Source organism: Pedobacter sp. D749 (assembly GCF_019317285.1).
In the GTDB taxonomy this organism is placed as follows: Bacteria; Bacteroidota; Bacteroidia; order Sphingobacteriales; family Sphingobacteriaceae; genus Pedobacter.
Genome location: NZ_CP079218.1, coordinates 4,113,896 through 4,137,868, shown reverse-complemented (window position 1 = coordinate 4,137,868; position 23,973 = coordinate 4,113,896). Strand labels below are relative to the sequence as shown.

The 23,973-nt window shown below is 37.0% G+C and carries 21 protein-coding genes and 4 tRNA genes; 17 read left to right on the top strand and 8 right to left on the bottom strand.

What is annotated here, in order from left to right; translation table 11 throughout:
* Positions 1 to 18: 18 nt before the first annotated feature.
* On the bottom strand, positions 19 to 3,420 hold the full coding sequence (gene ileS, locus KYH19_RS16730; protein ID WP_219075921.1) for an isoleucine--tRNA ligase: 3,402 nt from the start codon (positions 3,418 to 3,420) through the stop codon (positions 19 to 21).
* An 84-nt stretch (positions 3,421 to 3,504) separates the two neighbouring features.
* Between ileS and KYH19_RS16725 the strand changes: the two genes are divergently transcribed.
* Entirely contained in the window at positions 3,505 to 3,693 is a 189-nt protein-coding gene (locus KYH19_RS16725) for a hypothetical protein (protein WP_219075920.1), read from the top strand.
* The gene (locus tag KYH19_RS16720) at positions 3,690 to 3,962 is read left to right on the top strand and encodes an isoleucyl-tRNA synthetase (RefSeq protein WP_207908448.1); all 273 of its coding nucleotides are present in this window, start codon (positions 3,690 to 3,692) and stop codon (positions 3,960 to 3,962) included. The genes KYH19_RS16725 and KYH19_RS16720 overlap by 4 nt, the downstream gene beginning before the upstream one ends.
* Positions 3,963 to 4,467: 505 nt before the next feature.
* On the opposite strand, the gene KYH19_RS16715 is transcribed toward KYH19_RS16720, so the two are convergent.
* Positions 4,468 to 6,819 (bottom strand): RND family transporter, encoded by a 2,352-nt coding sequence (locus tag KYH19_RS16715; RefSeq protein ID WP_255562452.1) that lies wholly within the window; start codon positions 6,817 to 6,819, stop codon positions 4,468 to 4,470.
* Positions 6,820 to 6,940: 121 nt separating this feature from the next.
* Between KYH19_RS16715 and recO the strand changes: the two genes are divergently transcribed.
* The 7 genes from recO (at position 6,941) to KYH19_RS16680 (ending at position 9,236) form a co-directional block, all read left to right on the top strand.
* Positions 6,941 to 7,666, top strand: coding sequence for a DNA repair protein RecO (gene recO, locus KYH19_RS16710; protein WP_219075919.1), 726 nt, complete (start codon positions 6,941 to 6,943; stop codon positions 7,664 to 7,666).
* A gap of 95 nt (positions 7,667 to 7,761) precedes the next feature.
* Positions 7,762 to 7,836 (top strand) — tRNA-Val (locus tag KYH19_RS16705).
* A 153-nt stretch (positions 7,837 to 7,989) separates the two neighbouring features.
* A tRNA-Val gene (locus KYH19_RS16700) sits at positions 7,990 to 8,064 on the top strand.
* A 48-nt stretch (positions 8,065 to 8,112) separates the two neighbouring features.
* Positions 8,113 to 8,193: transfer RNA gene (locus KYH19_RS16695), tRNA-Val, on the top strand.
* A gap of 91 nt (positions 8,194 to 8,284) precedes the next feature.
* A complete protein-coding gene (locus KYH19_RS16690; RefSeq protein WP_219075918.1) occupies positions 8,285 to 8,743 on the top strand; it encodes a hypothetical protein in 459 nt (152 codons plus the stop codon).
* A 56-nt stretch (positions 8,744 to 8,799) separates the two neighbouring features.
* On the top strand, positions 8,800 to 8,979 hold the full coding sequence (locus tag KYH19_RS16685; RefSeq protein ID WP_219075917.1) for a hypothetical protein: 180 nt from the start codon (positions 8,800 to 8,802) through the stop codon (positions 8,977 to 8,979).
* Positions 8,980 to 8,984: 5 nt separating this feature from the next.
* Positions 8,985 to 9,236 (top strand): GIY-YIG nuclease family protein, encoded by a 252-nt coding sequence (locus tag KYH19_RS16680; protein ID WP_219075916.1) that lies wholly within the window; start codon positions 8,985 to 8,987, stop codon positions 9,234 to 9,236.
* A gap of 225 nt (positions 9,237 to 9,461) precedes the next feature.
* Here the strand turns inward: KYH19_RS16680 and KYH19_RS16675 are convergent, their stop codons facing one another.
* Entirely contained in the window at positions 9,462 to 9,881 is a 420-nt protein-coding gene (locus KYH19_RS16675; protein WP_219075915.1) for a VOC family protein, read from the bottom strand.
* Between the two features lie 194 nt (positions 9,882 to 10,075).
* Between KYH19_RS16675 and KYH19_RS16670 the strand changes: the two genes are divergently transcribed.
* From KYH19_RS16670 to KYH19_RS16660, 3 genes are all read left to right on the top strand, one after another.
* The gene (locus KYH19_RS16670) at positions 10,076 to 10,987 is read left to right on the top strand and encodes a hypothetical protein (protein ID WP_219075914.1); all 912 of its coding nucleotides are present in this window, start codon (positions 10,076 to 10,078) and stop codon (positions 10,985 to 10,987) included.
* 77 nt (positions 10,988 to 11,064) lie between these two features.
* Positions 11,065 to 11,691 carry a class I SAM-dependent methyltransferase gene (locus KYH19_RS16665; RefSeq protein WP_219075913.1) on the top strand — a complete coding sequence of 209 codons (627 nt, stop codon included), beginning with the start codon at positions 11,065 to 11,067 and terminating at the stop codon, positions 11,689 to 11,691.
* Between the two features lie 73 nt (positions 11,692 to 11,764).
* Entirely contained in the window at positions 11,765 to 12,661 is an 897-nt protein-coding gene (locus KYH19_RS16660; RefSeq protein ID WP_219075912.1) for an NAD(P)/FAD-dependent oxidoreductase, read from the top strand.
* A gap of 14 nt (positions 12,662 to 12,675) precedes the next feature.
* Here KYH19_RS16660 and KYH19_RS16655 read toward each other — a convergent pair whose 3' ends face one another.
* Together KYH19_RS16655 and KYH19_RS16650 are read right to left on the bottom strand one after the other, a co-directional pair.
* The gene (locus KYH19_RS16655; RefSeq protein WP_193425124.1) at positions 12,676 to 12,840 is read right to left on the bottom strand and encodes a hypothetical protein; all 165 of its coding nucleotides are present in this window, start codon (positions 12,838 to 12,840) and stop codon (positions 12,676 to 12,678) included.
* A 203-nt stretch (positions 12,841 to 13,043) separates the two neighbouring features.
* A complete protein-coding gene (locus KYH19_RS16650; protein WP_219075911.1) occupies positions 13,044 to 14,489 on the bottom strand; it encodes an amino acid permease in 1,446 nt (481 codons plus the stop codon).
* A 561-nt stretch (positions 14,490 to 15,050) separates the two neighbouring features.
* Between KYH19_RS16650 and KYH19_RS16645 the strand changes: the two genes are divergently transcribed.
* The 4 genes from KYH19_RS16645 to KYH19_RS16630 all read left to right on the top strand — a co-directional run bounded on the left by KYH19_RS16645 (position 15,051) and on the right by KYH19_RS16630 (position 20,334).
* Complete coding sequence (locus KYH19_RS16645) at positions 15,051 to 15,386, top strand: PadR family transcriptional regulator (RefSeq protein ID WP_029275299.1); 336 nt, start codon at positions 15,051 to 15,053, stop codon at positions 15,384 to 15,386.
* A 15-nt stretch (positions 15,387 to 15,401) separates the two neighbouring features.
* Entirely contained in the window at positions 15,402 to 17,144 is a 1,743-nt protein-coding gene (locus tag KYH19_RS16640; RefSeq protein ID WP_219075910.1) for a PspC domain-containing protein, read from the top strand.
* Between the two features lie 180 nt (positions 17,145 to 17,324).
* Positions 17,325 to 19,778, top strand: coding sequence for an outer membrane beta-barrel family protein (locus KYH19_RS16635; protein WP_219075909.1), 2,454 nt, complete (start codon positions 17,325 to 17,327; stop codon positions 19,776 to 19,778).
* Positions 19,779 to 19,971: 193 nt separating this feature from the next.
* Complete coding sequence (locus KYH19_RS16630) at positions 19,972 to 20,334, top strand: hypothetical protein (RefSeq protein WP_219075908.1); 363 nt, start codon at positions 19,972 to 19,974, stop codon at positions 20,332 to 20,334.
* 820 nt (positions 20,335 to 21,154) lie between these two features.
* Here KYH19_RS16630 and KYH19_RS16625 read toward each other — a convergent pair.
* Complete coding sequence (locus KYH19_RS16625) at positions 21,155 to 22,507, bottom strand: radical SAM/SPASM domain-containing protein (RefSeq protein WP_219075907.1); 1,353 nt, start codon at positions 22,505 to 22,507, stop codon at positions 21,155 to 21,157.
* A gap of 66 nt (positions 22,508 to 22,573) precedes the next feature.
* Positions 22,574 to 22,744: a hypothetical protein gene (locus KYH19_RS16620; protein ID WP_219075906.1), complete on the bottom strand. Its 171-nt coding sequence runs from the start codon at positions 22,742 to 22,744 to the stop codon at positions 22,574 to 22,576.
* 777 nt (positions 22,745 to 23,521) lie between these two features.
* Here KYH19_RS16620 and KYH19_RS16615 point away from each other — a divergent pair.
* Positions 23,522 to 23,584: transfer RNA gene (locus tag KYH19_RS16615), tRNA-Ser, on the top strand.
* 64 nt (positions 23,585 to 23,648) lie between these two features.
* Here the strand turns inward: KYH19_RS16615 and KYH19_RS16610 are convergent.
* Positions 23,649 to 23,840, bottom strand: a complete 192-nt coding sequence (locus tag KYH19_RS16610) for a hypothetical protein (RefSeq protein ID WP_219075905.1) — start codon at positions 23,838 to 23,840, stop codon at positions 23,649 to 23,651.
* Positions 23,841 to 23,973: the final 133 nt, after the last annotated feature.

Below are 23,973 nucleotides of genomic sequence, written 5' to 3'. Positions count from 1 at the left end.
GTTTTCTAATATATGGATTTATATTTTAGTTACTGAAATGCTTAACTCAACATCATCAATAACGATTTTGTTTGCATTATTTACAGTATCTGTTAATTCAAATTCATCGGCCAATATTTCTGCGCAAATGTAATCCTTGTTTTTTGCAACTGCGCTGGCCACCAAGTTATCATTTTGTAATGAAACTTTAATCCTATCGGTTACTTCGAAGTTTAATTCTTTGCGCAAATTCTGGATACGATTAACCAGCTCGCGGGAAATACCTTCTTGTTTCAGTTCTTCTGAGATGGTCACATCCAAAGCCACAGTTAAACTGCCCAGGTTGGTTACCTGCCATCCCGGAATATCTTCGGCAAAAACTTCTACATCATCATTTATGTTGATGGTAAATTCTTCTCCGTTGCTTCCAACTACGATGATGAAACCATCACTTTCTAAACGCTGGATGTCATCCTGATTTGAATTTTCTAAAGCCTGTTTAACGAGGCTCATGTCTTTTCCAACTTTTTTACCTAACGATTTGAAGTTCGGTTTAAGCTTTTTCTTCACGATACCATGTGTATCAGTAATGAACTCGATATGTTTTACATTCGTTTCGGAAAGGATGTAATCTGCAACCTTTGATATTTTTTGTTCGAAATCGCCACTTAAAGATGGGATTAAGATTTTTTCAAGTGGTTGACGTACATTAATGCCCGATTTTTTACGCAACGATAAAACCATTGATGAAATATCCTGTGCGTAAACCATACGCTCGTTCAAATCGGTATCGATTAAACTTTGATCAGCCTCTTTCCATAAAGTTAAGTGGACAGATTGTTCCGCATGTGCATCTGTAACAGTTAAGTTTCTGTATAACCAATCAGCGAAGAAAGGCGCAACAGGGCTCATCAGCTGTGCTAAGGTTTCTAAACAGGTATATAATGTTTCGTAAGCCGCACGTTTATCATCCGTCATTTCGCCTTTCCAGAAACGGCGGCGACTTAACCTGATGTACCAGTTACTCAAATGTTCATCAACAAAAGCCTGAATAGAGCGGGTAGCTTTCGTTGGCTCGTAAGTGTTGTAACTTTCATCAACTTCGTTGATTAAGGTTTGCAATAACGAAAGAATCCAACGGTCTAATTCCGTTCTGTCTTCCACTTTGCTTAAATTATTTTTATCGATCTCGAATTTATCGATATTGGCATACAAGGCGAAGAAAGCATAGGTATTGTAAAGTGTTCCGAAGAATTTACGGCGCACTTCAGCAATTCCATCAATGTCAAATTTCAGGTTATCCCAGGGATTTGCATTCGAAATCATGTACCAACGCGTTGCGTCAGCACCGTATTCATTAATGGTTTGGAACGGATCGGCTGCATTGCCCAAACGTTTAGACATTTTTTGCCCGTTTTTGTCTAGTACCAGTCCATTCGAAACTACGTTCTTGTACGCTACTTTATCGAAAACCAATGTAGAGATGGCATGCAAGGTATAAAACCAGCCACGGGTTTGATCCACACCTTCGGCAATAAAATCTGCTGGGAAATCTTCATTTCCATCAATGGTTTCTTTGTTTTCAAAAGGGTAGTGCCACTGCGCATATGGCATAGCACCAGAGTCGAACCAAACATCAATTAAATCACTTTCGCGGGTCATTGGTTTACCTGATGGAGATACTAAAACAATCTTATCTACTACATTTTTATGTAAGTCGATCAAATCATAGTTCTCTTCAGACATGTTTCCGATTTCGAATCCCTTAAAAGGATTTTCTTTCTGGAAACCAGCTGTTATAGATTTTTCAATGGCGTTATAAAGTTCCTCGACAGAGCCAATTAAAATTTCCTCTTTTTTATCTTCAGTTCTCCAGATTGGCAAAGGAATTCCCCAGTATCTCGAACGTGATAAGTTCCAGTCATTAGCGTTTTTAAGCCAGTTTCCAAAACGACCTTCGCCTGTCGATTTAGGTTTCCAGTTAATGGTTTCATTAAGGTCGAACATTCTGTCTTTAACATCCGTAACTTTAATAAACCATGAATCTAAGGGGTAATATAAAAGTGGTTCATCAGTTCTCCAGCTGTGTGGGTAACTGTGGACATATTTTTCTACTTTAAAAGCTTTATTTTCTTCTTTTAATAAAATGGCGATTTCTACATCAACCGATTTTTCAGGTGCTTCGCCAGCATTGTAATATTCGTTCTTTACATATTTGCCTGCAAAAGGGCCAACATGTTTGGTAAATTTACCCTGTAAATCTACTAATGGAACGGGGGTATCATTTTCATCTAATACCAGCATTGGCGGTACTTCAGGAGTAGCTTCTTTAGCTACTTTAGCATCATCTGCACCAAAAGTAGGGGCGGTATGCACAATACCGGTACCATCTTCTGTAGTTACAAAATCGCCAGAAATTACCCTAAAAGCATTTTCAGGGTTTTGATATGGTAATGCGTAAGTTAAAAGTTGTTCGTATCTAATGCCAATCAATTCAGTTCCTTTGCATTCTGCAAGTATTTGGAATGGAATTTTTTTATCGCCAGCTTTAAAATTTGTAAAATCCTCATCTTCATTGCTTTCGAAGAAAATTTTACTAAACTGCTTTCCAACCAGGTTTTTTGCCAGAATTACGTTTGTTGGCAAGAATGTATACTGGTTAAACGTTTTGACTAAAACATAGTCAATTTTTGGCCCAACTGTTAAAGCAGTGTTTGATGGTAAAGTCCATGGGGTGGTTGTCCATGCCAATAAATAAATATCATCAAATCCCTGTAAGAAGCTTGGTAACGTATCAGCTATTGCTTTAAACTGCGCAACAATTGTGGTGTCAGTAACATCCCGGTAAGCACCAGGCTGATTTACCTCATGCGAACTCAATCCTGTACCGGCTTTTGGAGAATAGGGTTGGATGGTATAACCTTTATAGATTAGTCCCTTATCGTAAATCTGCTTTAAAAGCCACCATACCGACTCCATGTATTTCGACTTATAGGTAATGTATGGATCATCCATATCTACCCAGTAGCCCATTTTTTCAGTCAATTCGTTCCACACATCAGTGTAACGCATTACTGTTTTTTTACAAGCCTCGTTATAATCTTCAATAGAAATAGTTTTACCAATATCTTCTTTAGTAATTCCTAATTCTTTTTCGGTTCCAAGTTCAACAGGCAGGCCATGTGTATCCCAACCGGCTTTTCTTTTCACCTGGTAACCCTTAATTGTTTTATAGCGGCAAAAAATATCTTTAATTGCACGTGCCATTACGTGGTGGATTCCCGGCATGCCATTGGCAGACGGTGGGCCTTCGTAAAAAGTAAACGGATTAGATTTCGGACGGGAAGAAATACTTTTTTCAAAGATATTTTCCTTTTTCCAAAAATCCAGTATTTCTTGCCCTATTTTGGCAAGTTCCAATTGTTTAAATTCGCTATACATCAATCAAGTACCTCAAAAAATTAAAGGTTGCAAAGTTAACAGAATTGACTGAATTTTGGTAGTTTTGGTGTAAATACTTTTAACGTGAAATTATTTAATATCGGGCTTACACTGATGATTGTTGCCGTAATAGCCCTGCCAATTGTTGCGGTAATAAGTCCTTCAGACCGGGATTTTGTACTTTATGCTTTTTATTTCTGTGGCTTGCTCGAACTAATTGGGCTAATTTTTGTTTTAATCCATATTGTAACACTAAAAAGAAAGACCCCATGATCAAGCTGTTAAAATTGCAGAAAGCCGTTTTCCTACTCATCGCTGGCGTACTTTCTTTTATTGCTTACAAAATTTTAGATGCTTACGAAGTAAAGGGAAGCATCTATCTCCAAATGCTGGCCGGTGTATTTATCATCATTGGTGCGTTGTGGTTGTTATATCCAATTTTATTCGCCAAAAAAGATAAAGATGGCAATGCCGAAATCATTACTGACCCAACAGTTGAGGTTCCGGTAGATGAAGAGGATCAAAAGCCTGCAACAGAATAAACCTCACCCTATCTACGCTTTTTGCTTTATCATCTGTCTGTTCGGTCCCTCTCCTTGGGGAGAGGGATGCATAGTTTCTGCGTCTAACTACTAACTTGCATAGGGAGAGGTTTTGGAAAGCAATGCCTGTAATCATTTTTAGTATTCGTCCTGCTGTACGCTTGTCGCGATGAAAAATCGGGATCGCTTCCATTAGGTTTAGGTAACCTGGGTATGTAAGAAGTTGGGGAGCTTTCTTCACATCTCTAGCTAGGTGTCTTTGAGCTTAGATGTTCTCATATGTCTTATATGGTTTTAAAAAAGGTTTTTGGAAAGCAATGCCTGTATTTCATTTTAGTATTAGTCCTGCTGTACGCTTGTCCCGATGAAAAATCGGGATCGCTGCCATCAGGTTTAGGTAACCTGGGTATGTGTAAGAAATAAAGATATTCCTTTTCAAAGTGCTGCAGGAAATAACTAACAGAACTATAAGGTTTTAAAAACCGAATAGGATTAAAATCGACGTTTAATGGTCAAACTCGCCTGCATTCTTCGCCGATTCTTCATCAGATACCAGTTTTCTTACCTTCTTTTTATCCAGCCATAATACCAGTGCAGGCAATAAAGTTAAATTGAAAATTAAGGCCACCAATAAGGTGATGGATAGGAGCAAGCCCAGTACTACCGTTCCTCCAAAAGTAGAGGCGGTGAATATTCCAAAACCAAAGAATAAGATTAAAGCAATATGCGTCATACTTACACCTGTTTCAGTAATGGTATCCGTAATTACCTTTGGCACGCTAAAATTGGTCAGGTTTAATTCCTGCTGATAACGCGTTAAGAAATAAATGGTCTGATCGGATGCCAGACCAAAGGCAATGGTGAAAATTAATATGGTCGAAGGTTTTAAGGAAATTCCAAAATAACCCATAATTCCTGCGGTAATAATTAAAGGAACAATGTTCGGAAGCAAGGAAATGAACATTATGCCCAAGCTCTTAAACTGTGCCAGCCTTAAAAGAGAAATCAATACGATGGCAAGCGCAATACTTTCTACCAGGTGCCTTAGCATATAGTCTGTCCCCTTAGAAAAGATAATGCTGGATCCCGTCAGCTCTACATCAAATTTAGATGGAGGCAAAATACTATCGATACGCGGTTTTAACTCGGCCATAATGGCGTCCAAACGTTTAGAGCCAACATCAGCCATTTGAAAACTGATCCTTGTACTTTGATTTCCTTTACTGATAAAGTTGGTTAACAAACTTGCATTTCCTTTACCGCCATTGGCAATATAGGCCAGGATAAAGTTCTTTTCTAAATTGTCTGGTAAACGGAAAAAGGTAGAGTCATTATTGTAGAATGCCTGAGTAGCATATTTTAGCCCCATGTTCACCGAAATAGAACGCGAAAACTCAGGATAGGCAGAAATCATCTTCTCCAGTTTTTCCATTCTTTTCAGATTGGTTAGGTTGAAAACGCCGTTTTTTTTCTTGGTATCTACACTTACTTCTAAAGGTAAAATACCTTCAAAGTTTTTCTCAAAGAACTTTAAATCAGTTAAAATTTCAGAGTTTTTAGGAAGGTCATCAACCACATAGCCGTTTACGTTTATTTTCATCACCCCAATAAAGGCAATGATGGAGATGATAAGCGTTCCGATATAAATTAATCCGCTTTTACTTTGAACAAGTGTATCGGTTTTAACTAATAGTTTATGCAAAAAGCCTTCCTCAACATGGTTTTGCGCTTTGAGTTTTGGCGCTGGTAAATAGCTGAAAATAATTGGAATTAAACACAAACACATTAACCAGGTAACCATTACGTTAATAGAGGCTACACTTCCAAATTGCATCAATAACTCACTTCCGGTAAAGTATAACACCCCAAATCCGATCGCTGCAGTAATGTTAGCAATCAATGTGGTGATGGCGATCCGCTCGATGGTTATGCTTAAAGCTTTTTGTTTATCGCCATGCTTTCTGAGCTCATTCTGATATTTATTTAACAACAAAATACTGTTAGGGATACCGATAATTACGATCAATGGTGGAATCAATCCTGTTAAAATAGTCAGTTCGAAGCCGAACAATACTAAAGTACCAATACTCCAGATTACACCCATTACTACTACCAAAATCGGGAAGAATACGGCATAAAATTTCTTGAAGAAAAACAATAGGATTAATGCCGAAACCAGGATTGAAAGGCCCAGAAACAATACAAATTCGTTACTCACCAGTTTACTTACTGCTGTACGGATATAAGGCAGGCCTGAAATATGCACCTGAATTTTGGTAGATGCCTGAAAAGCTTTTGCTTTAGCTTCAATTTCCTTTAAAATGGGATTGCGTTCGGCAGTATTTAATATTTTGGTATCGAAAGTAATGGCCATTAATGTGGCATTCTGACGGTTGTAAACCAATCCTTCAAAAAACGGATTACTATAAATGGTATTCCTGATCGAATCCATTTCAGCATCGGTTTTAACCAGACCACCAGGTAATGGTTTTAAAACAAATTTTTGGTTTACAGTGTCTTTTTCAAGTTGAAAGATTCTTCCAGATGATAAAACCTGTTTAATGCCTTTTAGCTTTTGAATATCATTAGAAAGCTGAACCCATTGGTTGTACACTTCTTTTTTAAAAATATCAGGCGATTGTATCCCTACCACCATCACGCTTCCGTCTTCTCCAAACGTTTTCTTAAAAGCGTTATACTTCACAAAAGCACTATCGGTAACCGGCAGGATTTTACTCCCGGTGTAAGAGAGTTTTACATTCTTGGCCTGATAAGCCATGAAAATTGTTCCTAAAACGAAAAATACGATGATTGCGATACGGTTCTGAAGAATAAATCTCGATAGCTTAACCCACATGTGCAGCTTGGTTTAATAATAATATCAACGGCAAAACTAATCTTATTTGTAAAACGTGATTACTTTTTGCACAATTAAATTTGCACAAATAACATACTTTTGAAAAAATTGTTTTGATTGGATGTTGCACAAAGTAAGAGGTATTGTTTTAAAGACTACAAACTACAGCGAAAGCAGTGTGGTAGTGCAGGTACTTACTGATAAATTTGGTATGCAGTCTTACCTCATTAATGGGATTAAAAAACCAAAAGCGAAGATAAAGATGAACATGCTGCAATCGCTGCATTTGCTTGATATGGTGGTTTATCATAAAGCAAATACCAATATTCAGCGGATATCGGAAGTTCGGCAAACACCTGTTTTTAAAAGTATCCCTTACGATATCATCAAAACCAGTATCGTTATTTTTTTAAATGAGGTGCTGTATAAAAGTATCCGGCAGCAATCAGCAGATGAAAGTTTATTCGATTATATCTTTAACTCAATCGCATGGTTTGATGAAATTGAAGAGATTAATCCCAATTTTCATTTGTCATTTTTATTAAAGCTTACCCGTTTTTTAGGTTTTTCGCCTAATGAGAAAAGAAGAACCGATCAGATTTATTTCGATCTGCAAGAGGGAGCATTTACCTCCAGGCTGCCAATCCATTCCAATTATTTACAATTAGAGGATGCGATTGATTTTATTTTACTTTTTCATACCCCGCTCGAAAAAATTTCTGAAATAAAAATGAGCAATACAAAGCGACGATTTTTGTTGGATAAGGTATTGGTTTTCTATACCTTACATACCGCCTCTTTTGGGGTGGTGCAATCACACAAAATCCTCGAAACTTTATTAAGTTGAAAAAAAAGAAAAAAAGATTTGCAGAACAGTTTTATAGCGCTATATTTGCATTCCCAAACGGAGGATGGGGTATTAAGTTTGACAAAATTATAAAAGGGAAATTAGCTCAGCTGGTTCAGAGCACCTCGTTTACACCGAGGGGGTCGGGGGTTCGAACCCCTCATTTCCCACTAAGCCTTTCAGTAAAACTGAAAGGCTTTTTTATCAAACTTTGAAATACACCTGAAAAGGGAAATTAGCTCAGCTGGTTCAGAGCATCCCGACGTTATCAGTCGGGAGGGTCGGATCGAAAAAGCCGAGATGATTTTAAAACATTACCAATAGGGAAATTAGCTCAGCTGGTTCAGAGCACCTCGTTTACACCGAGGGGGTCGGGGGTTCGAACCCCTCATTTCCCACAACAAAAAGCCTTTCAATTTATTGAGAGGCTTTTTTATTGCTATTTATGGAAGTAGCTCAGCTGGTTCAGAGCACCTCGTTTACACCAAGTGGGGCGTCCCGATTTCCAATCGGGATCATTTCATCCAAAGTCTTTCAATATCCACATAAAGAATTTTTCGATAAATTCACTCTAAATTTAGATTTCACAAACAAGATTCTGGAATAAATTAATTTACTATGGTGTTAATAAATGAATTATTGGAGAATACTTTTACCTATCGGATTGTTAAAAAATATAAGAGGAGTATAAAATTCTTATCTAAAATAACATTGTTGCTATTAGTCCTCGGTTTTATTTTCTCTTATATATTTTTTATACTGCATAAGCAATTCCCCGCTATTGTATTCTTGTCAACAACTTTTCTTTTTGGCTGTATTTCAATAAAGATTCAAACTCATGAAAGGATAAGAATAGTGAAGTCAGATGATGATTTAAAGTTTCTTATTGATCGTAAAAACAAAATTGATAAGCATGCATTCAACTTGATGATGAAGAATGAAATTTTTTCAAAAATTAAAAATTCAGAAGGTAAGATCAGTATCATTCTTATTGATTACTTAATAATAGAACTTACCGAAACTATTGAAGTGCATGTTAAACGTTATCTTGCCTTGGGGTTATTTTGTCTTTTTTAATAGGTCCACTTTTTAACTTATATTTTGAGAAAATCCCATCGACCAACTCTTTGGAATTGAATATTATTATTCATGTGTTTGTAATAACTGTGCTTGTTGCATTCTCTTTTATAATTCTTAGCTTTAAAATTACCTTTTTAGAATTTACCAAAGATTATCATGCAAAAATGGCGGTACTGAGCTACCTTAAAAATATTAAGGCTGATGTTTTACTTAATCCAGAACTACAAGCTTAATCACGATGTTTTACGCTTATATTCTATATTCAAAAAACCGCGATAGGTATTATATCGGATCCACGATTAACTTAACAGAACGCTTGAAAAAGCACAATACAAACCATGCAGGTTTTACTGGTCATACAGGAGATTGGGGTATCGTCTGGTACGAGACTTTTGATAATCTAAGAGATGCAAGGCTAAAAGAAAACAGTATTAAGAAGTGGAAGAGCAGGGTAATGATAGAAAAAATAATTTCATCGGCTGAGTCATAGCACTTCGGTCTTTTACTAAGTAGAGTCGTCCCGATTTCAATCGGGATCATTTCCCACCAAGTCTTTCAATTTATTGGAAGGCTTTTTTTTTGCGCTATCATTCTGAACGAAGTGAAGAATCCTTGACGCCTAAAATATCACCCATGATGGATTCCTTTTAAGTTCAAGATCACTCCCTTAAAGATTCTTCACTGCGTTCAGAATGACAATTAATTATAATAATAATTAACTAGGCTCCCATAACTCAATCTTATTACCTTCTGCATCCATAATATGGATAAATTTCCCATAGTCATAAGTTGCAATTTCATCAAGTATGGTTACGCCATTTTCTTTAAATTTCTCAATAAGGCCCTCAATATTCTGTACGCGGTAATTAATCATGAAATCTTTTTTCGATGGAGAAAAATATTCATCGCCTTTTTTGAACGGACTCCATTGAAGGGATTCGATCTCGTCAGGGTTGTTTAGGTTTCTGGATTCAAAACTCGAGGTACCCCAGGCACTCATTTCAAATCCTAAATTTTTAGCATACCAATCTTTCGTTTCCTGAGGATTATCGGAAAAAAAGAAAATGCCGCCAATTCCTGTCACTTTTGGAGTGGTATCTGCAGCCGAATTTGAGTTGTCTTTTTGTTCTTCCATATTGTTTTCTATTTAGTTGATTATAAGTGAGGTTGCGATAAATATCGTTATTTTTTCTTAATAGCTCAATGTAGCAGAAAATCACTTTTTCTCCAGTATGTTTTTTCTCCACAGAAATGGCCTTAAAATAGAATGTAATTTATTTACCTTATTCAATTATATATCCGAAATTGCCTGACGAAAAACAGCGGTAAATGCTCGGTAAAATAATCAGGTTTATTTTCTTTGGAAACTACTTTGTAGGTATTCTGGCTGTTGCTCTTACACTCGAGGCTACTCTCCAATTAAGATTGCCGTTTAATTCATTAAATTACTACCTGTTGTTGTTTTTGGCACCGACTATTTATTATACCTACGCTTACAATAAAGTTTCTACTGCACCATCCACCACCAATCCCCGTAATCAGTGGTATTTCGAGCATAAGAAATTTATCAATTGGAGTCAGGCAGTGCTTTTTATTTCTTGCATGCTTTTGGCCATTAATCTGCTTTATCAAAACTTTCTGCATATTCTGGCACTTCCGCTCAGTTATTGGATAGCCATTGTAATTATCATTGTTGCAGGAGGTTTATACTACGGTTTATTGCCTAAATCTTTCTTAAAATTCAATCTGCGCAATACCGGTTGGTTAAAAGCTTTCGTCATCGGCTTTGTTTGGGCCTGTTGTGCCAATGTGCTGCCCTTAATTATGCTTAAAATTGAAACAGGGGTAGGCTATCATGATTCGGTGCTTTGGACATGGCTATTTATTAAAAACTGGATGTTCTGCACCGTAAATGCAATCATTTTCGATATTAAAGATTACCCAACCGATGCCAATAAACATCTAAGGACTTTTGTAGTGCGATACGGCCTGAGGAGAACAATTTTTAATATTTTGATTCCACTGTTAATTATTGGTTTAATCTCACTAGGCATATTTGCCAGTTACAAAGGCTTTGGAATACCGCAGGTTTTATTTAATGTCCTGCCATTTATATTAACCATTTACGTGGCCTACTCTATGCACAGGAGAAAAAATATACTTTATTATCTGATGGTAATTGATGGATTGATTTTGTTTAAGGCGATATGCGGGATGATAGGAATGCAGTTTGTTCGATGAGCTGAAAGAGCAAAGCTTATATTACACGTGAGAGTCCTGTCTTGATACTTGATTCTCAATACCTGATACTGAATACTATGAACAACAACTACGATAAAATAGCCAATCATTACGATACATTAAGTCGCCTTGTATTTTTTAAATCGCAGGTTAATGCGCAGATCAATCAGCTTCAGCATCTTCCAAAAGATAGCTCCGTTTTAATTGTAGGTGGTGGAACAGGGTGGATTTTGGAAGAAATTGCAAAGATACATCCCAGTGGCTTAAAGCTGGTTTATGTGGAAATATCAGCTAAAATGATAGCACTTTCTCAAAAACGGAACTGTAAAAACAACCAGGTCGAATTTGTGAATCTTGGCGTTGAGGATTTTAGAATGGATACCCTATTTGATGTAATTTTAACCCCATTTCTTTTCGATAATTTTGCTGAGCAACGGGCTGCAAAAGTATTTGAACAGTTAAATGCATATTTAAAAAAAGATGGATTATGGTTTCTGGTTGATTTCTCGCTAAACAAAAATAATGGGAACTGGTGGAAATGGCTGTTGCTCAAATTGATGTACAGCTTTTTTAAATTACTGGGAATTGTAGAGGCAAATCACCTGATCGACATGAATCCTTACTTTATGAATGCAGGTTACAAGATCTTAGAACTGCGTTTGTATTATGGGAGCTTCATTAAGGCGGTAATTTTCAAAAAATAAAATGACATTCATTTAATGCATCCGTGTTGCATTTAAAATATCAATTCAGATCTTTGTATCAATAGATAAGGATATGGATTTTGATGTAATTATAATTGGCGGCAGCTATGCAGGTTTATCTGCCGCATTAACTTTAGGCCGTTCAACCCGGAATGTTCTGGTAGTCGATGCGGGCAAACCCTGTAACAGGCAAACGCCACATTCCCATAATTTTTTAACGCATGATGGCGATCGTCCAGCCGAAATTTCCAAGGCAGCAAAAGCCGAAGTGTTAAAATATTCAACGGTTAAATTTTTAAATGCAAAAGCCGATTCAGCCAAACAAATTGAAGGTGGTTTTAGTGTTGGCCTGGAAGATGGGCAATATTTTACTTCCAGCAAATTATTATTGTCCACAGGTTTAAAAGATGTACTGCCTGATATTAAAGGTTTGGCTGAGTGCTGGGCCATTTCTGCTATCCATTGTCCTTATTGTCATGGCTACGAAGTAAAGAATGAAAAAATAGGACTGCTAATGAATGGCGATCACGCGTTTGAGATGGCCAAAAACCTTCACCTTTGGAATAAAAATTTAACCATTTTAACCAATGGGAAGTCCGAATTTACAGCCGGGCAGGTAGAAAAACTGAAATCTAAATCGATTACCGTTTTAGAAGAGGAGATTATTGAACTGGAACACCAAAATGGTCAGCTGGAAAATATTGTTTTTAAGAATGAAAAAAAGGTAACCTTTAAAGCAATTTATGTTAAACCTGAGATAGAACAGCATATAAATTTTAGCGTGCAACTCGGTTTTGAATTAACAGATCTAAGAACGATAAAAGTAGATGAGCAGCAGGAAACTACTGCAAAGGGCGTTTATGCCGCAGGAGATTGTACAACCTTGTTCAGGTCGTTGTCGATTGTTACAGCCGCAGGAACCGTGGCCGCAGTGATGATAAATAAAGCGTTAATTTCTGAAGATTTTTGATCAATCATCTGAAATTAAAATAAGATGGCACCAATAATAGTGACAATAAACATCGCTGCCATTACAATTCTGTCAGCAGTAATCCATTGGTCTTTTGTAAGTGGTGTTGCAACTTTTTTTACGGTTTCAGCTTTGTGTCTCGAAAGTCTGAAAACTGATGTGTCTAATTTAATAATCATGGGATAATGTTTTAATAGGGTTGATTTTACTAAGGCAAATCCCAAGCCAAAAATTCAGAAAAATGTTAAATTGTGGATAACTAATATTTTTTCTTAACGAATTGATATTTATACGGTTGTAAATATGAAGTGTAATTAAAAAAGAGCAATCAGCTTGTTGGATATTCCATACAACCTGACTGCCCAATATGTATAGTAATATTTTATTGTGGCTTTACTACTGCATTTAATTTACTGTTCTTTTTACCATAGCCGAAGTAAATGGCTAATCCAATAATTAACCATACAGCTAGTCTAACCCAGGTTTCCCAGGGTAAAAATACCATCATGGCAATGCAGGTTAAAATGCCCAAAATTGGGATTAATGGCACCAAAGGAACCCTAAATGGGCGTTTGGCTTCAGGATCTGTTTTCCTTAAAATCAGGATACCTACACAAACCATCAAAAAGGCCAGTAAGGTTCCAATGCTGGTCATTTCGCCTACTACATTCATGGGTACAAATGCAGCAAAAAGTCCAATAAATACACAGAGTATAATATTCGATTTGTATGGTGTTTTAAATTTTGCGTGTACATCAGAAAACATTTTTGGCAATAAACCATCTTTGCTGATAGAATAAAACATCCGTGATTGCGCCATTAAATCGATCAGGATTACCGAAGTGTAGCCGATCAGAATGGCTAAAATAATGGCCTGACTTAACCATGCATAAGGAGTTTTTTCGATGGCTATAGCTACAGGTGCGCCGCTATTGGCAAATTCTTTGTAATTGGCCAACCCTGTCATTACATGACCAAACAAACCGAATAAAACCGTACAAACCACCAGTGATCCTATGATGCCGATCGGTAAATCTCTCGCCGGATTCTTTGTTTCCTGTGCGGAAGCAGCAACGGCATCAAAACCGATAAATACAAAAAACACCAATCCGGCGCCGCGTAAAACACCACTCCAGCCAAACTGACCAAATGTTCCCGTGTTTTCGGGGATATAAGGATGATAATTGGCAGGATCAATATATTGCCAGCCCAGTGCAATAAATACCAAAACTACGCCAACTTTAAGAAATACAATAATTCCATTTACAATGGCCGAGCCTTTGGTGCCACGGATGAGTATGGCCGTCATTAATACCACAACCAATGCTGCAGGGATATTAATAATACCATTAACAGTAGAACCATCGGCAAGTTTAGCGGTTTCGAAAGGAGATAAGGTTAGCTGTGGAGGGAGATAAATGTGTAAACTGGCTAAAAACCGGGTTAAATACTGCGACCAGCTAATGGCTACCGTTGCACAACCCACTGAATATTCCAATACCAGATCCCAGCCTATAATCCAGGCGAAAAGTTCGCCCATGGTGGCATAAGAATAGGTGTAGGCACTACCTGCAACCGGAATCATAGAGGCAAATTCTGCATAACATAATGCGGCAAAACCACAGCCTAAAGCCGCAATTACAAATGATAGCGTAACCGCAGGGCCTGAATGATTGGCTGCTGCCAAACCCGTAATCGAAAATAAACCGGCGCCAAGTGTTAAGCCAACCCCAATTAAAATGAGGTTGATGGGGCCTAAGGTTCTTTTAAGCGTTCCTTCGCCGCTTTGGTTTGCCTCGGCAACAATGCTGGCAATAGATTTCTTCATGAAAATAAGTTAATACGCTACAAAATTATTAAAATATATTAAATCTATCGTATTTATGTATTTAATTCCTATTGCCAACTTCCGCACTCTGCAATGGGCTTTTGTGATAGAAGACTTCGGAAGTTTAAAGGGCTTTAGAGAAATCTGTGGCCGAGCCAGGCTGACTTACGAAGTTTCCTTAACGCCAAGCCGGGCAAACTTCGTAAGTCTGAGCGCTCAGACTACCAACCCCTCCCCAATAAACCTGATAGAGCCAAATAGCTCCCGATTTTAAGGCAGGCCAGTTTGCGAAGTTTACAGGCATGGGCAGGGCAAACTTCGTAAATTTAGCACAGTCGAAATCGGGACTATAGGTGATAGCAGGACGGCAAAAACCGAAGCATTACAGAACCTTGCTTTTCTAAAAAACATCAAAAATTTTCAGCTTTTACAGAATTATTTCCGAAAAACAAAATTTTATTTAAAATTATATTATTGATAATCAATGTTTTACTGATTTACTTTAGTTTATTTTAGTACTATGTATTGCATAGTAGTATATAAAACATATATCTTTGTTATATGATAGCAGAAAATACGCAAACGCAAATGCGGAAGGGAATTCTGGAATACTGTGTTTTATCAATCATCTCCCGGGGCGAAATATATGCTTCGGATATTATTGCCGAATTGAGGACGGCAAAGCTATTGGTGGTTGAGGGTACATTATACCCATTATTAACCAGGCTTAAAAACAACGGTTTGTTAAGCTACAACTGGGTAGAATCTACCTCAGGCCCACCGCGTAAATATTATACCTTAACCGAAGATGGTAGGGGCATTTTATCACAATTAGATCAAACCTGGCAGGAGCTGGCTTATGCTGTAGGTATTTCACAAAAAGGAGCCAATTCATAATTAGTAAAAAAGGAAATGGAAAAGACCATCATCATTAATATAGGAAACACAATTATTCACATTGAAGAAAGTGCCTACGAACGCTTAAAGGCCTACCTGAACGAAGTAAAACACTATTTTGCCAACCATGCAGATGACCTTGAAATTGTAACGGATATTGAAAACCGGATTGCCGAGCTGCTAACTGAACAATTGGAAGAGCAGAAAAAACAGGTGGTAGATTCGACCAATGTAAACGCTGTGATTGCGCAAATGGGCAGGGTACAGGATTTTGATACGGTAGAGGAAGGTGAGGAAGAACCTGTAATTAACAGTACTTACCAACACCAGTATGTAGAGAAAAAATTATACCGCGATATGGACGACCGCGTGATTGCAGGTGTTTGCGCCGGTATTGCACACTTTGTAAATGCAGACCCTAAATGGATCAGGCTGGCAACGTTACTGATCAGTTTTGCAGGTGGATTTGGAATATTGGTATATGCCATACTCTGGATCATCATGCCGAAAGCAAAATCCCGGATTGAACGCATGGAGATGAAAGGTGAGCCTGCAAATCTTCAGGGATTTCAAAAGAACCTGGATGAAGAATTGCAAGCGGTTAAAGAACGTTTAGGAGAGGTAAACAAACATGCCCAACCAATATTTGCCCGCCTGGGGATTTTTATTGGTGAGTTTGTTGAATGGCTGGGTCGTTTTATTTCGGGCACCGGTAAGGTTATTTTTAAAGTAATTGCAGGCTTCATTATTGTTTTTGGCGTACTCTTTTTGCTTACTTTAATTATCGGTACAGCTGCTTTTCAGGGATTTTGGGATGCGAGTATTTACGAATATTTCCCCTTCTCTATTATAAATGAAGGCAATAGGGGGGCAATTTTATTTGGTGCATTTATTGTTTGCTTTGTACCGGTTTTGGCTCTGGTATTATTCTCCATCAGGGTAGCTTTTAACAAACAGGCCATTAATAAAACACTTTCTTTCGCTTTGTTAATTATCTGGTTGGCTGGTGTGGCTATAACAGGTTATCAGGCTGCTAAGATTTCATCAGAATTTAAGCAACATGCAGAGTTAACACAAACAACCGACCTGAAAGCTTATCCGGTATATACCATCAATATCGATAAAAGTAAATATTTCAGTAAAGAAGATAGTGTTGCTTACCACATTGATGCGAACAACCGCCACCAGATTGTAGTTGATGATTTTGAAGATGGACCATTTGTTTCACCAAACCATATCCGCATTGATATTAACAAAAGTGAAACTGGTGTTACCCGTTTAACACAGAAGTACGAATCGCAGGGTAAAACTTTTCAAGGTGCCTTGCAGAATGCGCAGAACATTAGCTACAATTATATAGTGAAAGATTCTGAACTGATTTTTAGTCCGCGGTTTCAATTGAGAAAGGGAACCATCTGGAGAAACCAGGAAGTAAGGTTAAATCTTGAAATTCCGGTGGGAACCAGATTGATTTTAAAGCAGGATGCTTACCGTTACGTTAATAATTACTGGACATGGGATTGCAACAACAGAGAAAATGACCACAATGATTATAGTGTTTGGATCATGACAGATGATGGATTGAAATGCGTTGCGCAATTAAAAGAAGAGGCGTTAAAAAAGGAAAAGTTAGAGCAGGAGTTACGTGATTTAGACCACTTGCAAAAAGATAAACCTAATGATACCCTGTATCAGGATTCTGTATCAAACCGGGTTAAGGAAGTTAAAGAAGAGTTGGGGATAGCGCCTGAAGAATAGTGCTAATCCTTAACAAAACATAAGTAGGTCGTCATTGCGAGGTACGAAGCAATCCTACTACGATGGGTGGATAACAATTCAATAAATAAAATCCTAGCTACAGCATTAAGATTGCTTCGTGCCTCGCAATGACGATTAGGCGCGACCGATATAAAAAGCATAACCTAAAAAGCAGAAACCATGAAAACATTATTTACGCTAATTGCATGCCTGATGGTGTGTGGGGCTTCTTTTGCCCAAAAATTAAACACACTGACGGGGAAAATCGTCGATGAAAAGACTGTTCCGGTGTCGTTTGCGATTGTAAGGGTGTTGAATTATCCGGATACCACGGTTGTGAAAAGTGTATCAACCAATATAGATGGTGAGTTTAATATCGACCAGTTAAAAAGTGGCGATTATGTCCTTTCGATTTCGATAGTTGGTTTTAAAAGTAAAAAGACTGATCGTTTTTCGCTTAACGGAGATTTAAAATTACCTGTTATCAGCATTGAAAGTTTAACCAAACAATTAAAAGAGGTGAGCGTTCAAGGCAAAAAGCCTTTTATTGAACATCAGATTGATAAAATGGTGCTGAATGTAGAGAACAGTATTGTTGCGACAGGCGGTACGGCACTCGAAATTTTAGAAAAGGCACCTGGCGTACAGTTAGACAGGCAAAATGATCAGATTTTATTAAACAATAAATCGGGTGTAATGGTGATGATTGATGGAAAGAACAACTTTTTATCGAGTGCTGATTTAACGGTTTATCTAAATGGCTTAAGCAGCAGCCAGATTGCTACCATCGAAATTATTACGAACCCATCGGCTAAATACGATGCTGCCGGCAATGCTGGTATCATTAACATTAAACTAAAAAAGAATAAAGCATTTGGTACAAACGGGAGTGTCTCATCAACCTATCGCAATGCAATAAGGGCTAACTTACCCACCAATATTTACGGATCGGAACTTAACTTTAATTTAAATCACCGTGTAGAAAAGTGGAATTTTTTCACCAATGCAAATGCTTCAAAAAATAATAATTTTTCGAATTTATTTTTAGAGCGGAGCACCAATGCAAATGGTTTACAGAGTATGTTTAACCAGGATTTTCAGAAAATATATACAGGATCACGGTTGGCGGCAAAACTGGGGGCTGATTATTACGCAGGCGAAAAAACAACCATCGGTATAATGTTTGATGGCAGTACGAATACACGTAAACTGGATAATTTCGCTCAAACCTTTATAAACGAAATCAGGAATGGGGTTGCGGGCAATAATTCGTTAATCCAAAATTCTGATGCGAACACCCCAAACAAAAATTATAGTGCAAATTTTAATATCAGACATGATTTTAAAAAGGAAGGTGCCAGCTTAAATTTTGATGCCGATTACTCGGGCTTTGATTACTCAGGTCTGGAAAATTTTAACACCAATTTTTACGACGAAAAAGGGGTGGTGTACAATAATACCATCATTAAAAATGATAGTAAAACAGCGATTGATATTTATGCGGCAAAAACAGATTTTACCTGGCCGCTGTCAAAAACTACAAAAATAGAAACCGGTTTAAAAAGTGCCTATGTTAAAACCAATAACGATTTTCTGTCGTCGGCATTTCTAAATAATGAATGGCAAAATGTTGTAGGGCAAAGCAACAACTTTATTTATAAAGAAAACGTAAATGCTGCTTATGCAAATTTATCTAAGGATTTAGGTAAGTGGCAAATTCAGGCGGGTTTACGGGCAGAGTATACGCAATCTACCGGTACATCGGTAACCAATAATACCTCAGTAAAGCAAGATTATTTATCATTATTCCCAACGATTTTTGTTAATCAGAAAATTTCTGAAAGTAGTAATCTACATTACACCTATGGCCGACGGATAGATAGGCCAAATTACCAACAGTTAAATCCATTTAATTTTTATATGGACCCTTACACCATACAACAGGGCAATCCATATTTGAAGCCTCAGTTTACCAATAATTTCGAAGTGAGTTATAATTATAAAAGTGGATTATTTTTTTCTTTGAGTTATGCTAAAACAAAAGATTTAATTTTAGATAGTAAAACTGCACAAAACGATAGCACCAGGATAGTTACTGTAGGGCAAGGGAATATTGGCAGCGGACAATACTATTCAGCTGGTTTATCTGTTCCGGTAAATATTGCCAAATGGTGGAATTTGCAAAACAATTTTAGGGTTTCTTATAATAAATTTAATGATGATAATTTAGAAGGCGCCCCTTTTGTTTTAAGTAAAGTATTCTACAATTTTAATACTGTAAATTCGATTATTTTAGGCGATAGCTGGGCATTAGAAACTAATTTTTGGTTAAACTCACCAAAAGTTAGAGGCTTGGAACGGACCACTATTTATCAGTATGCCTTAAATATAGGTGTGCAGAAAAGTTTCTTAAGCAAAGCTTTAAAACTTAAGTTAAATGTTGATGATATTTTTCAAACCAACTACTGGAAAGGAACGCTCGATTATCAGAATGTGAATTTAAGGGTGCAGAACAATTACATTAGCAGAAGGGTATCTTTCAATATCAGTTATAGTTTTGGTAATCAAAATCTAAAATCAAACCATGACCGGAAAACGGCGGCGGATGATGTTAAGAATAGAGCAGGAGGGTAGGGGAGTTTTGAGTTGGGCGTTTGGAGTCATGAGTCTTTAGTCCGGAGTCCGAGGTCGGAAGTCTGGGCGAAAACCCAGTTCCCTTTGAAGGGTAGAGAATGAAGTCTAAGTTTGGAGTCGCAAAATCTGGTTGAGAATCCCAGACTCCCTTTGAAGGGGGCAGGGAGATGAAAACAAAAATTGTCCAAAAAACATGAAAAATATCTTTTACAGTATCGCAATTTTACTTGCCACTTTAATATATGGCTGCCACAATGGTGAGGGGAATTTATCGCTAAGTACGATGGATAACAATACCGACTTTAAATTTGAAGCAAAGTATGATGAAAACAAAACCGCTAAACTGGAGAAATATCTTGATAGTGCTTTAAACAATGAACTTCCGTTGGATCAGCATATCGACATGTTCGTGAACTTAAATGGCAGCGATAAGTTTAACCTTAAAGCCAAAAAAGGCTGGCTGGAGATCAATTTCGGTAAAAGAAATAGTTCTTTGGCAGGTTATATGAAAGTGAAAAAACTGACGGAAAGTATTAAAAAGAAATTATCGGAATAGGCGCGTTTTTACCCGCAATTACACAAAGAGAAAAGGCTCAGCGGGCACATCGTTGGCTAGTCTTCGACTCCGCTCAGACTGACAATTTTATAAGGGAAAATCAGCGAATATCTGAGAGATCAGCGGGAGAATCCTTTCTTAATATTTTTCCGCAGATTTGAGATGATGGGTGCATAGTTATGATGAATAAACATATTAATCGCCATTGCGAACCGAAGAGATGGTTTGTGGGGAGTGTGAAGCAATCTATTTTGTGAATTAGTCAGAAGCCTGGAGTTCTAAATGAGAATTAGAAGCGGATTAGCATGGAGTTGAAAGGTTTTTTGGAGCACGTAGGCTGTGATCCTTGGGTGGATTAGGTCTTGCTCCGTTTTTAACTCATCAAGCTTTTTAATAAAGAAATGATTTAATAATTTAACGAAAGTACAAGTCATACCATGGCTAAGCCTAGAGCCGCTAAAACTTGTGATAGAAAGGGGAAGACAATCAGGAAGTTAAGAGAAAGAATGATCCCAACTCTATAGCCGGACATATTACTGCACCGGACCAGGCGGGTAAAGAAACACCAGCAAAACCTGATTGGTAATCCTTTGGTTTCACCAGGCGCGTTACAACGATTTATAGATTCGTGCGGTTTCAAGGCGTAAAAATAAATGCAAACAAATGTCAATTTTGCTATAGGGTTGAATAGCTATCTAGTTTACTTGCAGTAAAAATCATATATGACATTGCCCAAATTTTTTTAAAAAAACAATTTCAAGTGGAATTAAACCATAAATTTTATATTTAAATTTTTTTCATAATATTGTCATCTCTGTGATTAGTCAAAATTTTCTATAAGTCCGTTCAAGTCATATGGAATGTTATGGTCATGCAATATTTCCTCAAATCGGGAAATTATTAATCTATCTTTTTTATTTTCGTCGAAATTATAAACGCAATAGCCTGGACCATTTAGATTTTCGTAAGCATGCTGAGAACAACCGCCATTACAGATAGGCAAAATCTTGCAGCTTAGGCAAGGTTTATTCTTAAACTTAACATTCATTCTATTAATAAGCATTTCTTGATTCCAATCAATGCTGCCATTATCTGATAGTACACCATTTTTTGAATCTGATGTAAAATCTCGGGCTGTACATTTATAAACGTCACCATTAAAGTTGACGACAGCACTATTCAACTTATCCCCATAGCATGAGTTATTAACGCTATCTAATGAGTACTCCGTTTTTACGTTAAAACCTTGATTCTTGAAATATTTGATAGTCGGTTCTATGACATTAGCATAATCTTTGGCTTGAGAATCTTGCCAAACCCGGTGAAATGAAAAAATTAGACGGCTCTTTTCTTCGTGTGTTAGTGCTTTAAAATCTTCAATAATATTAACACATTTCTGGATATTTTTTATTGTATAATTGATACGTGCTCTAACAAGTAATCCAGACTTGAGAAGTAATCTAATTCTATCAAGAATTTCTTTATAAGATCCTTTTGTTTTGGAGACAAACCGAACACTATCATGGTCATCCTCTGAACCATCCAAAGTAATTTGAAAAATAATATTGTTTGGACCAACTGCATGAAATAATGGTAACATACTCTCATTGATTAAGTAACCATTTGTTGTTATAGATACAAGTAAGTTTATATCTTTTTCCTTAGCCTTTTCTAAACAATAACTAAGAATTGGTTTAACCGCATCTTGATAATTTAATAAAGGCTCACCACCAAAAAACTGGAGTTTGAAAAGCTTTAGGTTTTCTGCGGAAAGAATGTTTGAAATAAGGGCTTTAGTTTTGGCAACATTAGCCTCTTCCATGTTTGATTTTTTAATATGGGTTTCGTAGCAATACCAGCATTTGAAATTACAGTTCATTGTTGGATTGATTGTCAAAGTATATTCTTGATCAGTGTTATCAATCACTTCAACTTTACTTCTAACTTTTTGAACCTCATCTTCGGAATTTTCAACGAAAAAACCATTCTTTATCAAATCGTTATAAAACAACGGATGTACATTGGCTAAATCATCGATTTCATTGTGATACCTGGACGCTTCTAAAAGATCCTTTAAAAAAGGCTGTATAACGAGATAACTATTTGTAAAAGAGTTGTATAACAAAAAGTTGTTTTGATAACTAATAACTGAATTGAATTGACTATATTTCATAATTCTGCTTTTAGACTACTATTAATACCGCCTTTTTTAAAGGTTTACTTATCCAATTAGAATGGGTTAATCCCATATACAAGGATATTGCTGACACCCTAAGCTGTTACATTGCGATTTATTTGCAACATCATCTTCTTCAGGAGTAAAGGCCACTTGTCCATAGGCCACGACACTTACATAGCCGCCAGAAATAGTTTGCGAACCGATTTCAGTTAAAGAATTTTGCTCTTTCATTTTAATGAAAATAAATTATTTCCTACTCATTTCAGGCTTTTCGGAAACCGCCTTAATTTTTTATAATCTAATTTATAAAATTTACAACATAATGTTGTAAAAATTCTCAATTTAAAATGATTCTCAACAGCGCTTGGTTATACATTGATTTTATATTAGCATTGTGCTTATTGTGCATTGAAATTTCGGCTTCACTAAGTCGAATTCCTATGACCCCGAATGAACAATATTATCTGAGATCTCTAGTGTTTTAAGGCTCAGGCAAGGTATTTATGAGGTTACGTCGGCTGGTTTGTAGAGGCCCGCGAGGATTGGAAAGGGGATATCTAAGTAACGGGCCTAAGGTGATAAATTCTATTACCTTCTCGGCAATGGCACGTTGTTGGGCAAATTCCAAATCATTCCATTCTGTGCATAATGTATATTTCTACGAATGTAACGCCTACATTTCAATTCATAGTGGCCATCTAAATTGGTTAATCAATTGAGTTATTATTAGGATTCTATCCTTCCTTTAAGGATAGAATCCATCTTTATGGCGACACTCCTTTTGCCGAATCTGCAGTTCTCTCCTGAACAAGGTACAACTCCTATTACAAGAATTTTACAAGTTGGTTCTGGCTAATTTCATTCCTATAGGTTTTCAGCCTCCCCACACTGACGTAAATGCTATTCCAATTGCTCGGGAAAACCGTAACAAATACGTAACGGAGAACAATTTTGCGATTTCAAAAATAGTTGGTGTAAATCAGAAAAGTATATTTTACCTTATTATAGGACGATTGGGCTAGAAGACTCTTAATCTGTGGGTCCAGGGTTCGAACCCCTGAGGGGTCACCATTATTCATAAAAAAAAAACGCCCATACTTTTGCAGTATGAGCGCTAGTCGTTTGTTCATTTTCTTTAATTTTTTACATCTGCCGGGGCATTCGTAGTCGAATCTGCTGTAGAATCGGTCTTTGTACTATCAATCACTTTGCTCGTATCCGAGTATTTATACGTACTATCAGCATTTTCCTGATCAGCCTTTTTACCGCTACAGGCTGACAATGCCAGGCCAAAGGCGGCCATTAAGATTATTATTTTCGTTTTCATATCAAATTGTTATAGGTGTACTTATATAATTCTTTTTAAAAGGCAATTGTTTTGATAATGGTTAAATTAGTCGGCAAGACCAAGGACCGAGGTTTGGTGCATTATCGTGATATGCGGTCGCTGTTTGATCATT

Bases quoted from the DNA above. Each gene is read 5' to 3' on its own strand.
- ileS (WP_219075921.1), bottom strand. From the start codon at position 3,420: ATGTATAGCGAATTTAAACAATTGGAACTTGCCAAAATAGGGCAAGAA.
- KYH19_RS16720 (WP_207908448.1), top strand. From the start codon at position 3,690: ATGATCAAGCTGTTAAAATTGCAGAAAGCCGTTTTCCTACTCATCGCT.
- KYH19_RS16715 (WP_255562452.1), bottom strand. From the start codon at position 6,819: ATGTGGGTTAAGCTATCGAGATTTATTCTTCAGAACCGTATCGCAATC.
- recO (WP_219075919.1), top strand. From the start codon at position 6,941: ATGTTGCACAAAGTAAGAGGTATTGTTTTAAAGACTACAAACTACAGC.
- KYH19_RS16690 (WP_219075918.1), top strand. From the start codon at position 8,285: ATGGTGTTAATAAATGAATTATTGGAGAATACTTTTACCTATCGGATT.
- KYH19_RS16680 (WP_219075916.1), top strand. From the start codon at position 8,985: ATGTTTTACGCTTATATTCTATATTCAAAAAACCGCGATAGGTATTAT.
- KYH19_RS16675 (WP_219075915.1), bottom strand. From the start codon at position 9,881: ATGGAAGAACAAAAAGACAACTCAAATTCGGCTGCAGATACCACTCCA.
- KYH19_RS16670 (WP_219075914.1), top strand. From the start codon at position 10,076: ATGCTCGGTAAAATAATCAGGTTTATTTTCTTTGGAAACTACTTTGTA.
- KYH19_RS16665 (WP_219075913.1), top strand. From the start codon at position 11,065: ATGAACAACAACTACGATAAAATAGCCAATCATTACGATACATTAAGT.
- KYH19_RS16660 (WP_219075912.1), top strand. From the start codon at position 11,765: ATGGATTTTGATGTAATTATAATTGGCGGCAGCTATGCAGGTTTATCT.
- KYH19_RS16655 (WP_193425124.1), bottom strand. From the start codon at position 12,840: ATGATTATTAAATTAGACACATCAGTTTTCAGACTTTCGAGACACAAA.
- KYH19_RS16650 (WP_219075911.1), bottom strand. From the start codon at position 14,489: ATGAAGAAATCTATTGCCAGCATTGTTGCCGAGGCAAACCAAAGCGGC.
- KYH19_RS16645 (WP_029275299.1), top strand. From the start codon at position 15,051: ATGATAGCAGAAAATACGCAAACGCAAATGCGGAAGGGAATTCTGGAA.
- KYH19_RS16640 (WP_219075910.1), top strand. From the start codon at position 15,402: ATGGAAAAGACCATCATCATTAATATAGGAAACACAATTATTCACATT.
- KYH19_RS16635 (WP_219075909.1), top strand. From the start codon at position 17,325: ATGAAAACATTATTTACGCTAATTGCATGCCTGATGGTGTGTGGGGCT.
- KYH19_RS16630 (WP_219075908.1), top strand. From the start codon at position 19,972: ATGAAAAATATCTTTTACAGTATCGCAATTTTACTTGCCACTTTAATA.
- KYH19_RS16625 (WP_219075907.1), bottom strand. From the start codon at position 22,507: ATGAAATATAGTCAATTCAATTCAGTTATTAGTTATCAAAACAACTTT.
- KYH19_RS16620 (WP_219075906.1), bottom strand. From the start codon at position 22,744: ATGAAAGAGCAAAATTCTTTAACTGAAATCGGTTCGCAAACTATTTCT.
- KYH19_RS16610 (WP_219075905.1), bottom strand. From the start codon at position 23,840: ATGAAAACGAAAATAATAATCTTAATGGCCGCCTTTGGCCTGGCATTG.